Annotated in this window: 15 protein-coding genes; 1 reads left to right on the forward strand and 14 read right to left on the reverse strand. The window is 60.3% G+C overall.

All coding sequences use genetic code 11. The features are described from left to right. Positions 1–14 precede the first annotated feature (14 nt). The 10 genes from J3456_RS01510 to J3456_RS01555 all read right to left on the reverse strand — a co-directional run bounded on the left by J3456_RS01510 (position 15) and on the right by J3456_RS01555 (position 9,408). Entirely contained in the window at positions 15–614 is a 600-nt protein-coding gene (locus J3456_RS01510; RefSeq protein ID WP_349578604.1) for a tetratricopeptide repeat protein, read from the reverse strand. After that, the gene (locus J3456_RS01515) at positions 614–1,591 is read right to left on the reverse strand and encodes a type II secretion system F family protein (RefSeq protein ID WP_349578605.1); all 978 of its coding nucleotides are present in this window, start codon (positions 1,589–1,591) and stop codon (positions 614–616) included. The genes J3456_RS01510 and J3456_RS01515 overlap by 1 nt, the downstream gene beginning before the upstream one ends. 10 nt (positions 1,592–1,601) lie before the next feature. Continuing rightward, positions 1,602–2,564: a type II secretion system F family protein gene (locus tag J3456_RS01520; RefSeq protein ID WP_067621969.1), complete on the reverse strand. Its 963-nt coding sequence runs from the start codon at positions 2,562–2,564 to the stop codon at positions 1,602–1,604. Between the two features lie 11 nt (positions 2,565–2,575). Next, positions 2,576–4,054, reverse strand: coding sequence for a TadA family conjugal transfer-associated ATPase (locus J3456_RS01525; RefSeq protein ID WP_259945746.1), 1,479 nt, complete (start codon positions 4,052–4,054; stop codon positions 2,576–2,578). A gap of 23 nt (positions 4,055–4,077) precedes the next feature. Beyond that, positions 4,078–5,322 carry a CpaE/TadZ family protein gene (locus tag J3456_RS01530; RefSeq protein WP_349578606.1) on the reverse strand — a complete coding sequence of 415 codons (1,245 nt, stop codon included), beginning with the start codon at positions 5,320–5,322 and terminating at the stop codon, positions 4,078–4,080. A gap of 288 nt (positions 5,323–5,610) precedes the next feature. Then, positions 5,611–6,285 (reverse strand): OmpA family protein, encoded by a 675-nt coding sequence (locus J3456_RS01535; protein ID WP_349578607.1) that lies wholly within the window; start codon positions 6,283–6,285, stop codon positions 5,611–5,613. A 4-nt stretch (positions 6,286–6,289) separates the two neighbouring features. Further along, entirely contained in the window at positions 6,290–7,717 is a 1,428-nt protein-coding gene (locus J3456_RS01540; protein WP_349578609.1) for a type II and III secretion system protein family protein, read from the reverse strand. Between the two features lie 205 nt (positions 7,718–7,922). Next, positions 7,923–8,783: a Flp pilus assembly protein CpaB gene (cpaB, locus tag J3456_RS01545; RefSeq protein WP_067621983.1), complete on the reverse strand. Its 861-nt coding sequence runs from the start codon at positions 8,781–8,783 to the stop codon at positions 7,923–7,925. Between the two features lie 141 nt (positions 8,784–8,924). Then, positions 8,925–9,092, reverse strand: coding sequence for a hypothetical protein (locus tag J3456_RS01550; protein ID WP_349578610.1), 168 nt, complete (start codon positions 9,090–9,092; stop codon positions 8,925–8,927). A gap of 112 nt (positions 9,093–9,204) precedes the next feature. Next, complete coding sequence (locus J3456_RS01555; protein WP_349578611.1) at positions 9,205–9,408, reverse strand: Flp family type IVb pilin; 204 nt, start codon at positions 9,406–9,408, stop codon at positions 9,205–9,207. Positions 9,409–9,766: 358 nt separating this feature from the next. Between J3456_RS01555 and J3456_RS01560 the strand changes: the two genes are divergently transcribed. Beyond that, on the forward strand, positions 9,767–10,582 hold the full coding sequence (locus tag J3456_RS01560; protein ID WP_349578612.1) for a lytic transglycosylase domain-containing protein: 816 nt from the start codon (positions 9,767–9,769) through the stop codon (positions 10,580–10,582). Positions 10,583–10,637: 55 nt separating this feature from the next. Here the strand turns inward: J3456_RS01560 and J3456_RS01565 are convergent, their stop codons facing one another. The 4 genes from J3456_RS01565 to topA form a co-directional block, all read right to left on the reverse strand. Next, complete coding sequence (locus J3456_RS01565; RefSeq protein ID WP_067621991.1) at positions 10,638–11,261, reverse strand: CoA transferase subunit B; 624 nt, start codon at positions 11,259–11,261, stop codon at positions 10,638–10,640. Further along, positions 11,261–11,965 (reverse strand): CoA transferase subunit A, encoded by a 705-nt coding sequence (locus tag J3456_RS01570; protein ID WP_067935997.1) that lies wholly within the window; start codon positions 11,963–11,965, stop codon positions 11,261–11,263. Before J3456_RS01570 ends, J3456_RS01565 begins: the two co-directional genes overlap by 1 nt. A 95-nt stretch (positions 11,966–12,060) precedes the next feature. Beyond that, complete coding sequence (locus tag J3456_RS01575) at positions 12,061–12,648, reverse strand: L,D-transpeptidase (protein WP_067622006.1); 588 nt, start codon at positions 12,646–12,648, stop codon at positions 12,061–12,063. Positions 12,649–12,800: 152 nt separating this feature from the next. Further along, the gene (gene topA / locus J3456_RS01580) at positions 12,801–15,473 is read right to left on the reverse strand and encodes a type I DNA topoisomerase (RefSeq protein ID WP_349578613.1); all 2,673 of its coding nucleotides are present in this window, start codon (positions 15,471–15,473) and stop codon (positions 12,801–12,803) included. Between the last annotated feature and the right edge of the window lie 31 nt (positions 15,474–15,504).

The following is a 15,504-nucleotide window of genomic DNA, read 5'->3' on the forward strand; positions in this document are numbered from 1 at the left end:
ACTGCTCTGCCGGGTCATGGTGTCGGACGGATCAGGTAATCCCCGCTGCCGCGCCGCACCAATTTGTAATTATCTTCATTGACTTCTGTTATAACAGATTTTTCCGTTTTTGCGAGCGCCAAGCGCAGATTGTCCCGGATTGCGTCACTTTCGCCATTATCGAGGGCATAGGCTTTGCGGAAAATCTGCTCGGCCTCGGCGGTCTGGCCGCTTTCCATCAGCACGACGCCAAGATTGTTCCAGACTTCCGGCTCTGCGGCGTCCTTCTCAACCGCGCGGCGCAACAGGGTTTCGGCCTGACCCAATCGCCCCAGTCCGAGGTTGGCACTGCCCAAAGCCGAGAGGATTTCCCCCGTCAGCCCATGATCCAGCGCGGCGCGGTTGAAGGATTTGATGGCCAGTTCATACTGCCCCGCCGCGATAAGCCTGTGGCCCACTTCGATGCCGTCGACGGCCTCGGCACGCGGGTTCACGCCGGGGGCGTAAAGGCTTTCGGGCTTCTGATCCCCGCGCAACGCGGAAAAGCCGCCTGTTGAACAGGCGGCCAGAGCAAGGCCCAAGATCGGCCCGATGAAAACGGCGCGGGCGAGGCTGCGCCGAATTTTCTTCGTCATTAATTCCCCATCTGACCCAGTTTCGAGATGCCATGTGCCGAGGGGCCGACCAGAATGATCAACAGCGGCGGTACGGTAAGGCCCATAGTGGCAAGGGTCATCTTGGTTGGCAACTTGTTTGCCGCTTCCTCGGCGCGCATCACACGTTTGTCGCGCATCTCTTCGGCATAGACGCGCAGGGCGTCTGCAATGGAGGTACCAAAGGCTGCCGATTGAATCAGCACGGTCACGAAAGAGGAGACATCCTGCACGCCGCAGCGTTCGCCCATGTCGTGGAGCACGGTCACCTTGTCCTTGCCGGCCTTCATCTCATAGGCGACCATCTCGAACTCTTCGGACAGGGCCAGGTAGGAGGCGCGCAGTTCACGGGCGACCCGGACGATACATTGATCCAGCGATTGCCCCGCCTCGACGCAGACCAGCATCATATCCAGCGCGTCGGGAAAGCCGCGGGTGATCTCTTCTTTGCGGGAATCGACCCGGCGTTTGACCCAGTATTTGGGCAGGTAATACCCAATCGCACCGGGGCCGATGGCCCACATCATGGTCTGCTGTGTGGTCATCCCTTCGCCGCCGCCCAAGACATTGGTGTAGATCAGGCCGCCCACCAGCCCAAGCATCCCAAGGGCAAACTGCGCAAAGTAATACAGCCGTACCGCATCGCGCGACCGATAGCCCGCCTGACGCAGCATCAATTGTTTGGCGCTGAGTTCGGCCACGTCTTCGGGCTCAAGAAACTTGGCGAATTTCTGCAACTGGGCGTTCTGGTCGGACTGGCGCAGCTTCTCGCGCGCGTTGTCGCCCGTGGGGGCTGTGCTGGTGCGTTTGAGCTTGGTCAGCGGGTCTTCGGGCTGGCGCAGCATCAGCACAAGCGTGATCGCCACCAAGGTGACGCCCAAAGTGCCGACGATGATGATCAGGCCCATGGGCCCCAAGGCTTGGTTGATCTGATCGTTAAGCTGATTGAGAAATTCCATCATCGGCCTCTCAGACTTTGATATTGGTAAGGATGCGCATCACGAACAGGTTCAGCACAAGGAAGATGCCCACAAGGAAACAGGCAGGAATGAAGTAGGGGTGATCGCGTACTTCGTCGTAGTAATGCGGATCGCCGAGGTTGATCACCACCAGCGCGGCCAGCGGGAAGCCTGAGAGGAACTTGCCCGACCATTTCGCCTCCGCCGTGATCGCTTTGACGCGGCGGAACAGACGGAAACGGGCGCGGATCACCTTGGCCAGACCGGCGAGGATCTCGGCCAAGTTGCCGCCCGATTGCTGTTGAATGGTCACCGCCACGGCCAGAAAGCGCAAATCCTGCATGTCGAGCCGTTCGGCCATATCCTTGAGCGCCTCGCCCAGATCACGGCCATAGGCGGCTTCATCCGCGATCACCCCGAATTCGGAGGCGAGCGGGTCTTGGATTTCCTTCGACACGATCGAGATCGCGTTGGAGAACGGGTGGCCCACGCGCAGGCTACGCACCATCAGCTCAACCGCGTCGGGCAGTTGTTCTTCGATCATCGCCATGCGTTTGCCCGCTTTATGCGACACCCAAAAGAACACCGCGCCGACGCCCATGCCGACGGACATCATGGCGCGCACGGGCACCGATGTATCGGTGCCGATGGTCAGCCCCAGAAAGGCCAAGACGGCCAAACCGGCCATAATCATCAAAAGTTGCTGCGGCGTGAAGGCAATCGCGGCCTTCTGCGCACGTTCTGACAGCAGGGAATAGAGCGGGATCGACTTGGCGTTCATATGCTGCTGCATTTCCTTGCGCAGCTTGTCGAGCACCTCTTCGCGGCGGGCCCCTTTCTCGAGCATCTCCAACCGGCGGTTCACGCGGCTGTTAAGGCTGATGGATTTGCCGAATGCGACAAGGTACAGCCCTTCGACCAGCACCAGAACGCCGATGAAGATCAGACCATAGATGATTGGTTCGGCACTCATTGCATCAATCCTTACTGGGCCGCCACGGGTTCATAGATGGAGGCGGGCAGGTCATAGCCCCACATGCGGAACCGCTCGGAGAAGTGGCTGCGCACGCCGGTGGCGGTGAAATGGCCGATGATCTTGTTCTCGGGCGTCAGGCCCACGCGCTGGAACCGGAAAATCTCCTGCATCGAGATCACCTCGCCTTCCATGCCCGTGATCTCGGTGATTGAGGTCATCCGGCGCGAGCCGTCTTGCAAGCGGCTGGCCTGCACGATCAGGTTCACAGCCGAGGAAATCTGGCTGCGCATGGCTTTGAGCGGCATTTCGATCCCGGCCATGGCGATCATGTTTTCCAAACGGCTGACGCCATCGCGGGCCGAGTTGGCGTGGATCGTGGTCATGGAGCCGTCGTGGCCGGTGTTCATTGCCTGCAGCATGTCGATCACCTCCTCGCCGCGCGTCTCGCCGACGATGATCCGGTCTGGACGCATCCGAAGGGCGTTTTTCAGACAGTCGCGGGGAGAGACTTCGCCCTTGCCTTCGACGTTAGGCGGGCGGCTTTCCATCCGGCCCACATGGGTCTGCTGGAGCTGGAGTTCGGCGGTGTCTTCGATGGTCAGGATGCGCTCATCATTGGCAATGAACGAAGACAGCGCGTTGAGCGTGGTGGTTTTACCCGAACCGGTACCGCCCGAAACGATGATGTTCAGACGTGTCGCCACGGCGGCCTGCAAATAGGCGGCCATCTCTTCCGAGAAAGCCCCGAAATTCACCAGATCGTCGATGCCCAGCTTGTCTTTCTTGAACTTACGAATGGATACCAAGGAGCCATCCACCGCGACGGGGGGCACCATGGCGTTAAAACGCGAGCCGTCTTTCAGACGCGCGTCGACGTAGGGGTTGCTTTCATCCACGCGCCGACCCACGGCCGAGACGATCTTGTCGATGATCCGCAGCAGGTGCTTTTCATCCTTGAACGTCACGTCGGTCAACTGCAGCTTGCCGTCCCGCTCGACGAAAATCTGCTGCGGGCCGTTCACCAGAATATCGTTGACGCTGTCGTCTTTCAGCAGCGTCTCTAGGGGGCCAAGGCCGGTTACCTCGTCATAAAGCTCGGAGTTCAGCGTCATGCGGTCTTCGCGGTTGAGCACGATGCTTTTTTCCGAGAGAACCTCGACTGCGATATCGTTGATTTCCTGCCGCAAATCGGCCTCGGAGGCATGTTCCAGCGCGGCGAGGTTGAGGTTGTCTAACAGGGCGCGGTGCAGTTCGAGCTTGATCTCACTCATCCGCTGCTTGCGCTTGACCTCGCGATCCTCCGGCGATGCGGCGGCGGGTTTGACGGCCCGGCGCATCGAAACCGGTTTGGCCACCTCGACGGGGGCGGGGGTCGCGGTGGCCGCAGGGGCGGGCTCGATCTTTTTGGCGGGCTTGGCCTCTCGGGCCGGTGCCGGAGCAGCGGCTTTCGGGGTCGCGGAGGCAGGTTTTTTATATTTGGAGAACATCGATACGCTCTTTCGCTAGGGGCTTAGGCCGCTTTAACCTGCTCGCCCTTGAGATCGTGGATGGAGCTTGCCAGCTTGGCGATTTCGCGCCGCAGGGGACTTTTCGGGGCAGAGTTGGCCAGCGGCAGCCCGTGGTCATTGGCCTGCGTCACCGCCTTGCCGCCGTCGGGCAGTTGCACGTCAATTGAGATGCTGAGCGATTCGGCCATCCGCTTAACCCGGCTCTTGGCGCTGAGATCGGTGAATTTGGGCGCGCGGTTCATCACATAGCGCAGCTTTTCAAAGGGCAGTTCCTCGGATTGCAGCGCCCGTTTGAAGCGCAGGGCGTTCTGGGCCGAGCGCATGTCGAGTTCCAGCATCGCAAAGTAGACATGCGCGCTGGTCAGCACGGTCTCGGACCACTGCACCAACGTCGAAGGCATGTCGACGATCACATAGTCGAACTGGTTGCGGGCCATGTTGAGGATGCGGTCGATGTCTTCGTTGGTGACGATATCGAGCGGCAGCATCTCCGCCGGGGCGGTCAGCACATGCAGCTTGTCCTCGAAGGTTTGCAACGCTTGGCCAAAGATTTCCTCGTCCATGGATTCCGTGTCGGACATCATCTCATAAACGGCTTCGCGCCGTTGCAGATCAAGGAAGGTCGCGACAGAGCCGTATTGCAGATCGAAATCCAGCAGGCAGACCGAGGGCGGATTTTTCTTGTCCGCATTGGCCAGTTCCCACGCAAGGTTCACGGCTAGGGTCGTGGCCCCGGTGCCACCAGCCAGCCCATGCACCACGATCAGGGCGCCATCCTTTTGCGCGCCGGCCTTCAGTTGCGGGGCGCTGGCCTCGGCTGCGGGGGCAGGGGGCGCATTTTCACCGGCGCGGACGCGGGCGATGGCCTGGGCCAACTCGCCTTCGGGCAGCGGATAGGGGACGAATTCATCCGCACCCTGCCGCAGCAGCGAATGCAGCGCGGCGGGGGTCATGTCTTCGGCAATCAGAATCACCCGGATATCACGGGCTTTGGCCTGAGTGATGATCTCGGTCATCAAAACGAGGTTGTCTTCGTCGGTCTCATCCATGGCGAGGGCGACAAATTCCATCGCCTCAGCCTCGGGCTGGCCAAAGAAGGCCAGCGCTTCGGCGAATCCCAGATCGCCCCAGCTTTCGCCCAGAGTCGCCTCCATGTCTTCGATCAAGAGGTCGAAATTCTGTACATCACGGCTGATTGTGCAGGCAACGATCGGCGCTGCTTCGGGTTGGGGCATAGTGCTGCTCATGACCTTTTGTCCTTTACATCAACGGTTTGGCCGGAGGGCGGCGATATTCTGTCGCCGCGATCGCTCTGACCTCTGCCTCATGCGCGGCCCTTGAGCCGGGCACATTTATCCTTCTGCGTCGAATATCACCCCCAACTGGGGCGAGATTGGGGCCAAAAAGCCTCTATTGTTGGGTATCTTGAAACGATCTGCCCATTCACGCCCGATTGACCATGGACGGGCTGGGACGAAAAACCCCCGCGGCCCGAAGGTGCGGGGGGATATTCTCTTGTCGAAATAGGGCTTGCCCTATTCTCCGCCGCCACCTGCGACGGTGGCACTGGTGCTCAGTTGCGAGGGGGGCACGGCGCTGGCCACATACTCACGGTAGATGATCTGCGCATATTTGCCATCCAGCAGCATCGGGTGGCCGTGCACAAAGCCGCTGACCTCGGTCACGGTGCGGCGATTGCGGCGCTCACGGCCTTGGGTCACGATCAGGGGCTGCGTTTCACCAAAGGAAACAACGGCTTCCAATCGGCTGGGGCTGATTCCCAAGGTCGAGAGATAGCGCACCACTGCCTGCGCGCGGCGCAGGCCGAGGGCGCGGTTATAGGTCTGCGAGCCGACCAGATCGGTGTGGCCATAGACGCGGAAGCGCATCTCGGGGAATTGGCGAATCCAACCGGCCTGCTGGCGCAGGATCGCCTGCGCATTGGCGTCCAACCGGTCGGAGTTAAAGGCGAACGTCACGGTAGAGCGGACTTCGCTGGCAAAGCGGTTCGCCAGATCAAAGGTTACACGCTTTTCGCCCGTCATAACCTGACGGTTGTGCAGCGTGGCATTGCCGAACTGGCCGGTGTCCACGACAGACCCCGCCTCGCGGTAGAACTGCGTATAGACCGGATCATTGCTGGGAGAGCAGGCGGCGAGCCCGGCGAGGGCCGCGGTGCCAGCGATCAACGTGATATGTCTGCGTGTCATCGGATCAATCCAGTACATAACCGTAGGAGCCGCGGAAGTCCTGTTTGGCGACCTCGCCCGCAGCGCCTCGGCTCGGGGTGCGGGTGCCGTCCGCCGTGCGCCCATGCAAGAACAGGTCTTTCTCAGACGGCGGTTTGATGCGGTCCGTGGGCAGCACCAGCGCCTCGCTCCGGGTTGGCGTGACCAAATGCGCGGTGACGATGATGACCAGTTCTGTCTGGCTGCGCTGATAATCCGCTGACCGGAACAGCGCGCCCAGCACCGGCACATCGCCGATCCACGGCAGTTGCCGCGTGCTGTCGGTGAAGTCGTCGGTCAGAAGACCCGCGATGGCAAAGCTTTCACCGTCGCGCATCTCGACCGTGGTCGAGGTTTCGCGGCGAGTGAAGGCGGAAATCTCAATGCCGTTGCCCAATGAAATGCTGTTACTCGCGTCGATGGCCGAAACGGCGGCGTTCATTTCAAGGTTGATGATATCCTTGTCCACGACGCGCGGGATAAAGGCGAGCTCTACGCCGAAGGGCTTGAATTCCACCGAAACGGTATCACTGGTCTGGGCCACGGGGATGGGATATTCGCCCCCGGCGAGGAACTTGGCCTCTTGCCCCGAAAGCGCCACGAGGTTCGGCTCGGCCAAGAACCGCACGACGCCCTTTTCTTCCAGGGCTTCCAACAGGATGCCCACTTGGGTCGAGCCTGCGTTGAAGCCGAAAAGCACCGCGCCCGCGTTCTGGTTCGACGCAGGGATCGAGCCGCCAAGCGAGCTCGCGACCCCGGTTGAAGTATTGGTGCTGCCGGTGCCCGCACTGAAATCGGACCCGCCGTTGATGGCCAGCGAAGAGCCGAGCGATTTCGACACGTTGCGCTGCATCTCTGCAAAGCGGACTTTCATCATGACCTGCTGTATGCCGCCGACGCTCATCAGATTGCTGACCCGCTCAGGCGCATAGCGTTCGGCCAGATCGAGCGCGCGTTGCAGCCGCTGGGTCGACGAAACGATGCCCGAGAGCACGATGCCGTCATTGGCGGTGCGTACTTCGATCTTCTCACCCGGTAGGATCTGGCGCAGACGTTCTTTGAATTCAGACACATCCGCTGCGACGCGGACATCGACATTGGTGATCAACTGCCCGCCGGCGTCGAGCAGCGTCAGTGTGGTCAGACCCGGGGATTTGCCCAAAACATAGATCGTGCGGTCAGACAAAGACGAGATATCCGCGATGCCGGGGTTGGCAATGCTAAGCTCCGCGAAGGGGATGTCACTTTCCACCACCACAGCGCGGTTCATCGGAACGTCGAGGCTGGAATTGGTGCCGCGTTTCACGACGCGCAGCGTGTCGGCGCCAGCTGAACTGGGCAGGGTCAATGCCATCGGCATCGCGCCCAGTGTCAGCCCCAGCAGGGCCGCTTTTAGAAATCTATCGATTTTCATGTGACCTGCCTTTTTGATCACGCCTCGGGATGGGTCTTTTCGCCCTCGTTTGGCAGCACTCTGCGGCAATTCAAATTTTATTGCAAGAATCAAGCTCTTCGCGCGTGCTGTGCATGTGGGCTATTCGCAACATAACAGAGAATGGAATAGACGCCGCAGGAGGGCTGCGGCGTCTTTTTTAGCTTAGCAAGAGGTTGTTATCGGATCAGTTTGTACAGGGGATCGGCAGTTCGACCACTTCGGCCCCGCGGCGGGTGCGGATCGTGCAAACCTTTTCTTTGGCGACCTCTGCGATGGTTTCCTGAGCTTCGATGCCCAGAAGCGAGCGTTGGTCGACTTCGATGGCCTCGGCCACGGTGTCGTCATTCGTACCGACCAGAGCAAGGGACAGACGGCCGGTTGATTGCGCTTGGGCCAGGGCGGCGACCTGTTGGGGGTTCACGGCCACGGTCACGGTCTTCGCGATTGAGGCTTCGCCCATCACCAGCGCATCTGCGCTTTGGTCGATGGCGATCAGCTGTACGGCCGATTCGATCAGTTTGGTTACATCGCCGTTGCTGGATTGGTTGCCCACGTTCACGCGGCCTGTCCAATAGACATCCACCCGGTCGCCGGGACGCAGGAAGCCCGAGACGCCGCTGGAAACGTCGACTTTGAGGGCAAAGGCGCGCATGCCGCGTGCCAGACGCGAGGTCAGACCGGAATCTTCGCCCGGCTCGGTCACCTTCACGGCCATGATCGCTTCATCTTTCTCGATGTTGCGCAGCACGATGCGTTGATCTTTGGTGTTTTCCGGAAACAGCACGGTTTCCTCAAAGAATGTGCCCTCGGGGATGGCATTCTCGGGCCATTTAACGGCGCGCACATCTTCGCGGGTGAGGGGCTGCCCGTATTTCAAGGGCTTGTCGGCCACCCAAACGGTTTTGGTTGGCACCACTTGCGCCAGCGCGGCTTGGGCCTGCGCGTTCGCGGTTTGATACTGTGAAATCCGGTCTTTCGCCAGATAAACGGCCCCACCAGCAAGCGCTATACCCACCAAAAGAACCAATCCGAATACGGCTCGCATGTCGTCACCTCTTTGCTATGGAAGCGAGTCTCGGCCCGCTTTGATCACCTCGGCAGATTAGCCGCCGAATATGGCGAGATTTGGTCGCCACGGCGGCGTTGCGATGAAGCTTGCCGTGGTGCGTTTTGGGGCGCCGTTGTTTTAAGTGGTCAACTGGACCCGGATGTATTCGACAAGCCCGTCAAGGCTGTCGGAGAATACGCTCAGCATCAAGATCGCCAGGCCCACCAGCGCGGCGGTCAGGACAACCCAATCAACGCTGACGGCGCCGTTTTGGTCACAGAAGAATTTCTTGAATTGGCTGCGCATACGTACCCTATGAATAGATGTGCTTTACCTTGGCATTGAAAAAGGACCGCGTCCCAAGAGGGAGGCGGTCCCAAATCTTCGTAGAACCTATCGGTTTCGCTCGGGCGTAGACTTAGGTGCTGGAAGCAGCGGTCGTCCGCGTTGCCGAAACGCCATCAATGGCGGTGCCGATTTCGGTGGTCAGGTCTGCTGTGTTGTCACCGATCGTGTTGAAAGCAACCACGGCCAAGCCAACAATCGCAGCGGTCAGAACGACCCAGTCAACTGTCACGGCACCGTCTTCGTCTTTGCGGAAGTTTTTGATAAAGTTCATCATGTCATGTCCCTCCAAGGATCACTGAGTAAAAGGTCTTAACCTCGCCGTCCGGTTTGCCTCGTTCTCTCATTGAGGCTGTCCGACTTGGTATGACCCTATATAGCCGTCAGATTGGGGCGCGAATTTGGCAGCAACTGCGCCTTTTTCAGACCGTTCACTTTTTTCTGGCAAAAACTTCTTAACTCTCTGTTTAGATGGAGTTTAATTCTTCTACCTGACCTTCCTGCTCAGCTTTCCCGTCGCCTGAAAGGGCAATTGGGGCGAAATCGCCATGATCCCCGCCTCAAACGCTGGTCCGATTCCACGATTCGTGAGATATTGCCGGACAAAGGCGCGTCAGACGCAAGGTAGAGCAGGCATGTATCGTATATTGGCATTCTCGCTGGTCTCGGCCCTTATGGCCCCTGTCGTTGCGGCAGAGGCCCCGAAACCCTTTCCTGAGTTTTCCGCCAAACGGGTCGGCCCGCCCAAGACTGGGGCCAATCGCATCACCGTGCAAATTGACCCGGTCGCACGGGCAGCCGCTGCGGCAAAGGTCGACACAGGCCCCGCAGTGGCCGCCACGCCAAGCGGCGCGATTGCACCTTTGAATGCGGGGCAGTTCGATTGGTTTTGGGATAAGGTCTCTCCCGCGGCGGAGCGTGGCGGGGCGGGGCGGTTGGCGCCTGCGATGGCGGCGCTTTCAACGGGCAAGGTGCCCGCGCCGCGCCTGCAGCACCTGCAAGATATCGCACGCAGCAATGGGGTGGACATCCTGCGCGCCACGGTCGGCACGAATGTCTCTCCGGCGCTGGTGTTGGCGGTGATCAGCGTGGAATCGGCGGGGCGTACCGATGCGGTAAGTCGGGCCGGGGCGGCCGGACTGATGCAATTGATGCCCGATACCGCTGCCCGCTTTGGCGTGGGCGACAGTATGGTCGCGGCCGAGAATATCTCAGGCGGGGTCAAATACCTTAATTGGCTGATGGGGGAGTTCGACCGCGATCCGATCCTCGTACTGGCGGGCTATAATGCGGGGGAGGGGTCTGTGCGCAAACATGCCGGCGTGCCGCCCTTTGCTGAGACGCGCGACTATGTGCCCAAGGTGCTGGCCGCATTTCAAGTCGCGCAGGGGCTTTGCCTAACACCGCCGGAACTGATCAGCGATGGCTGCGTCTTTGCCGCGATGAACTGATCGCGAAAGCCGTGCCCCCGGCGGATGCCGCCGAGGGGTGCCGCAGAGGCGGTTGTTAAACGATGGTCGCTTGGGTCGCGGCGCGCAGCTCGTCCTCGGTCACGCCATCGGCGCATTCGACGATCTTCAGACCGCCTTCGACCACATCAAGCACGCCAAGGTTGGTGATGATCCGGTCGACCACGCCCTTGCCGGTCAGCGGCAGGGTGCATTCTTTCAGCACCTTCGACTCACCCGCTTTGTTCTGGTGGTCCATCACCACGATGACCCGTTTGACGCCGGCGACAAGGTCCATCGCGCCGCCCATGCCTTTGACCAGCTTGCCGGGGATCATCCAGTTCGCCAGATCGCCGTTCTCGGCCACTTCCATGGCACCGAGGATCGCCGCCGCGATCTTGCCGCCGCGGATCATGCCAAAGGACATGGCGCTGTCGAAATAGGCGGTGCGACTGAGCTCGGTGATGGTCTGTTTGCCAGCGTTGATAAGGTCGGGGTCTTCTTCGCCCTCAAAGGGGAAGGGGCCCATGCCCAGCATGCCGTTTTCTGATTGCAGGGTGATGTCCTTGTCGCCGACGTAGTTCGCCACCAGCGTCGGAATGCCGATGCCGAGGTTCACATACATGCCGTCTTCGAGTTCCTCTGCGGCCCGCGCCGCCATCTGATCTCTATCCCAAGGCATTATGCTTCCTCCCGCTTGCGTGTCGTGACCTTTTCGATGCGCTTTTCGTGATCGCCTTGGATGATGCGATGCACGTAGATGCCCGGCAGGTGGATTTTATCGGGGTCGAGGCTGCCACGCGGGACGATCTCTTCGACCTCGACGATGCAGACCTTACCGCACATGGCGGCAGGCGGGTTGAAGTTGCGCGCGGTCTTGCGGAACATCAGGTTGCCAGTGTCGTCGGCTTTCCAAGCCTTTACGATCGACAGATCGGCAAAAATGCCCTCTTCGAGGATGTAATCCTCACCCCGGAATTGTTTGACCTCTTTGCCCTCGGCGATCTGCGTGCCGACACCGGTTTTGGTATAGAAACCCGGGATGCCCGCGCCACCGGCGCGCATGCGCTCGGCCAAGGTGCCTTGGGGGTTGAATTCCAATTCCAACTCACCGGAAAGGTACTGGCGCATGAACTCGGCGTTCTCGCCCACGTAGGAGGAGATCATCTTTTTCACCTGCCGCGATTGCAGCAGAATGCCGATGCCGAAATCATCGACGCCCGCGTTGTTCGACGCAAAGGTGAGGTCTTTGGCCCCATTTTCCTTGATTGCCTGCAACAGCAATTCCGGAATGCCACAAAGGCCAAAGCCCCCTGCGGCGATCAGCATGCCATCCGACAAAACGCCTTCCAGCGCTTCGGCGGCGGATCCATAGATTTTGTTCACGGGCGACCTCCCTCTGGTTTCGTTGCGCCATATGTGACCCTGCGTCGTCGCGGTGTCAATTACGTGGTGCTACGCAGCGAGGCCGCCCAGAAGGGTCAGATGATACGCACTTGCGTGCCGACGGGGCACATCCCGAAAAGCTCTTCGATCTTCTCGTTATAAAGACCAATACAACCGTCCGAGGACCGCCGCCCAATCTTGCGCGTGTCATGGGTGCCGTGGATGATATAGGCGGGCCAGCTGAGATACATCGCATGGGTGCCAAGCGGGTTATCGGGGCCGGGCGGCATGTATTTGTAGTGCGGGAAACGCTCCATCATCGATGCGGTGGGGGTCCAATCGGGGCCCTCTTTCTTGCGCACGATCTCGGTGTAGCCGCGTTTGGTCAGCTCTTCGGTGGCGGGCACAGAGGTCGGGTAAACCTTGTAGGTCTGGCCGTCGGCGCTCCAATAATGCAGGGCGCGGCTGATGGTGTCGGCCACGATCGCGCCTTTGCCGAGGCTGTCAAAGTGGTCCTGCCAACGCTGCGTGGCAAAGCTCGACGCATTGCGCGAAACAGGGGCTTCGTTGGAAAACTCGCGGGCCGCTTGGCCGAATTCCTGCGCGCGCAGGATCTGCGGGGTCATCAGCGCCGCACCGCTCGCGGCGATCACGCCACGCCGGGTGAATTTAATGCCTGACATCAATCTGCCTTTCATATTGGTCTTGCCGCCCACCCTGATCTAAAAATCGAAGGGAGATGGCAAATCACATATTCATGATGTTGGATGTAAACGCCGCCCGCAGGCGGAACCGCGCCGATCCCCGGCGCGGCCGCTGTGGTCTGGCGGCGTAATTACGCGCTGTCGGCCTTTTTCGCCGCCGGTTTCTTCGCGGCGGGTTTCTTGGCCGGAGCCTTTTTGGCGGGCGCTTTCTTGGCTGCCGTCTTCTTTGCCGCGGGTTTTTTGGCCGGTGCCTTCTTCGCCGGTGCCTTCTTGGTCGCCGCCTTGCGTTTGGCGGGGGACTTGGCGAGCTTCTCTTCGATCAACTCGACCGCGCGTTCCATGGTCAAGTCTGCCGGTTCGATCTCTTTCGGGATCGTCGCGTTGACCTTTTCCCACTTCACGTAAGGCCCGTATTTGCCTTCCATGACATTGACCGCGCCGCCCATATCCGGGTGCTCGCCCATCTCGCGGATCGGTTTTGCGGCCTTGCCACGGCCACCACGGCTGGCAACCTTCTCGGCCAGAAGCTGCACCGCGCGGTTCATGCCGACGGTCCAAACCTCGTCGATGCCCTCAAGGTTGGCATTGGTGCCGCCCCGGTCCGAGGTGCTTTCGGCGTGTTTGATGTAAGGCCCATAGCGGCCTATATTGGCCCAGACCATCACGCCGTCCTCGGGGTGGGGGCCGATTTCCCGCGGGAGGGAGAGCAGCATCACGCCCTGTTCCAGCGTCAGTTCTTCAGGCACCCAGTCCTTGGGGATCGACTGGCGCGGCGGTTTTTTGTTTTCCTCGGTCACCGGCCCGCGCTGGACGTAAGGCCCGAAACGGCCCTTGAAAACGCGAATTTCGTCGCCCTGATCCTCACCCAAAAGCTTGCCATCGGGCGGAATGGCCGAGGCTTCGGCCTCCGGGTCGGGCGGGCCGAAGGGGCGGGTGTAACGGCATTCGGGGTAGTTCGAGCAGCCGATAAAGGCGCCGCCCGAACGGGCCGTGCGCATCGACAGGCGGCCAATCTCGCAATTGGGGCAAAGCCGGGGGTCGCCTCCGTCTTCGGTCGGCGGGAAAAGATGTGGCTCGAGCACCTCGTTGATCTTTTCCAAGACCTCGGTGATGCGCAATTCGGATGTTTCTGCAATCGCCGCCGAGAAATCACGCCAGAAGCGGCGCAGCACTTCTTTATAGGCGGCATCGCCTGCGCTAACCTTATCAAGCTGGTCTTCCAGATCGGCGGTGAAATCATAGCCGATGTAGCGGCGGAAGTAGTTTTCGAGGAATGCCGTGACCAGACGGCCCTTATCTTCGGGGATCAGACGGTTGCCGTCCTTGCGGACATATTCGCGGTCCTGAATCGTGGTGACGATGCTGGCATAGGTCGAGGGCCGGCCGATGCCGAGCTCTTCCATGCGTTTGACCAACGTCGCTTCGGTATAGCGCGGCGGCGGCTGGGTGAAATGCTGCTCTGGGGTGACGGCGCGTTTGTCCATCGCGTCGCCTTGGCTGATCTGCGGCAGACGCTTGTCGTCTTCATCGACCACATCATCGCGGCCCTCTTCGTAAACCCGCAAGAACCCGTCAAACAGCACGACTTGACCATTGGCGCGCAGGCCAACCTGTCCGTCATCACTGCCGACCTCAACCGTGGTGCGCTCCAGCCGGGCGCTTTCCATCTGGCAGGCCAGCGTGCGTTTCCAGATCAGGTCATAAAGCTTGGCCTGATCCGCATCGAGCTTCAGCGCTTTGGCGTCTTTGGTCATATCCGTCGGGCGGATACATTCGTGGGCCTCTTGGGCGTTCTTGGCTTTGTTTTTATAGATGCGCGGCTCTTTCGGTACGTAGTCCGCGCCGAAACGGTCGGCGATCGCGTCGCGCGCCATGCTCACCGCTTCGGGCGCCATGTCGATGCCGTCGGTCCGCATGTAGGTGATGTGCCCGGCCTCATAAAGGCGCTGCGCGGTCGACATGGTCTGGCGCGCGCCCATGGAGAATTTGCGGCTGGCTTCCTGCTGCAAGGTCGAGGTCATGAAAGGTGCCGAGGGGTTGCGGCTGGCGGGTTTCGCCTCGACGTTCATCACTTTCAGCGCGCGGCTGGTGATCGCCTGCACGGCCATCTCGGCCTGCGTGGCGTCGGCCAGATCGAAGCGATCTAGCTTTTTGCCTGCAAGAGAAACAAGGCGCGTTTCGAATTCTTGGCCGCGCGGCGTGGCGAGCAGGGCCTTCACCGACCAGTATTCACGGGCGCGGAAGGCTTCGATCTCCATCTCGCGCTCGACGATCAGGCGCAGGGTGACCGATTGCACCCGGCCTGCGGATTTCGCGCCCGGCAGCTTGCGCCACAGCACGGGGGAGAGGTTAAACCCCACCAGATAGTCCAGCGCGCGGCGGGCGAGATAGGCCTCGACCAGCGGCATGTCGACCTGACGCGGGTTCTGCATCGCCTCGGTCACGGCCTTTTTGGTGATCTGGTTAAAGACGACGCGGCTGACGGGCGTGTCTTTCTTGATCGACTTGCGCTTGGTCAGCGCCTCTTGCAGGTGCCAGCTGATCGCCTCGCCTTCGCGGTCGGGGTCAGTCGCGAGGATCAGTGCGTTGTCTTTGGCCAGCGCGTCGGCGATGGCTTTGACGTGTTTCTTACTGTCGGAGGCGACTTCCCATTTCATGTCGAAATCGGCGTCGGTGTCGACCGATCCGTCCTTTGGCGGCAAGTCCCGGACGTGGCCGTAAGAGGCGAGAACGGTGTAATCGTCGCCCAGATATTTGTTGATCGTTTTGGCCTTGGCTGGGGATTCGACAACGACGACGGGCATAAATACAGGCACCTTAGATCAAAAATGAGGG

This window comes from Sulfitobacter sp. NFXS29 (assembly GCF_040148765.1).
Lineage (GTDB): Bacteria > Pseudomonadota > Alphaproteobacteria > Rhodobacterales > Rhodobacteraceae > Sulfitobacter.

Excerpts from the sequence above, each read along its gene's own strand:
- J3456_RS01520 (WP_067621969.1), bottom strand. The coding sequence starts at position 2,564 with ATGAGTGCCGAACCAATCATCTATGGTCTGATCTTCATCGGCGTTCTG.
- J3456_RS01565 (WP_067621991.1), bottom strand. The coding sequence starts at position 11,261 with ATGCCTTGGGATAGAGATCAGATGGCGGCGCGGGCCGCAGAGGAACTC.
- J3456_RS01515 (WP_349578605.1), bottom strand. The coding sequence starts at position 1,591 with ATGGAATTTCTCAATCAGCTTAACGATCAGATCAACCAAGCCTTGGGG.
- cpaB (WP_067621983.1), bottom strand. The coding sequence starts at position 8,783 with ATGCGAGCCGTATTCGGATTGGTTCTTTTGGTGGGTATAGCGCTTGCT.
- J3456_RS01510 (WP_349578604.1), bottom strand. The coding sequence starts at position 614 with ATGACGAAGAAAATTCGGCGCAGCCTCGCCCGCGCCGTTTTCATCGGG.
- J3456_RS01530 (WP_349578606.1), bottom strand. The coding sequence starts at position 5,322 with ATGAGCAGCACTATGCCCCAACCCGAAGCAGCGCCGATCGTTGCCTGC.
- J3456_RS01535 (WP_349578607.1), bottom strand. The coding sequence starts at position 6,285 with ATGACACGCAGACATATCACGTTGATCGCTGGCACCGCGGCCCTCGCC.
- J3456_RS01560 (WP_349578612.1), top strand. The coding sequence starts at position 9,767 with ATGTATCGTATATTGGCATTCTCGCTGGTCTCGGCCCTTATGGCCCCT.
- topA (WP_349578613.1), bottom strand. The coding sequence starts at position 15,473 with ATGCCCGTCGTCGTTGTCGAATCCCCAGCCAAGGCCAAAACGATCAAC.
- J3456_RS01575 (WP_067622006.1), bottom strand. The coding sequence starts at position 12,648 with ATGTCAGGCATTAAATTCACCCGGCGTGGCGTGATCGCCGCGAGCGGT.
- J3456_RS01555 (WP_349578611.1), bottom strand. The coding sequence starts at position 9,408 with ATGATGAACTTTATCAAAAACTTCCGCAAAGACGAAGACGGTGCCGTG.
- J3456_RS01540 (WP_349578609.1), bottom strand. The coding sequence starts at position 7,717 with ATGAAAATCGATAGATTTCTAAAAGCGGCCCTGCTGGGGCTGACACTG.
- J3456_RS01525 (WP_259945746.1), bottom strand. The coding sequence starts at position 4,054 with ATGTTCTCCAAATATAAAAAACCTGCCTCCGCGACCCCGAAAGCCGCT.
- J3456_RS01550 (WP_349578610.1), bottom strand. The coding sequence starts at position 9,092 with ATGCGCAGCCAATTCAAGAAATTCTTCTGTGACCAAAACGGCGCCGTC.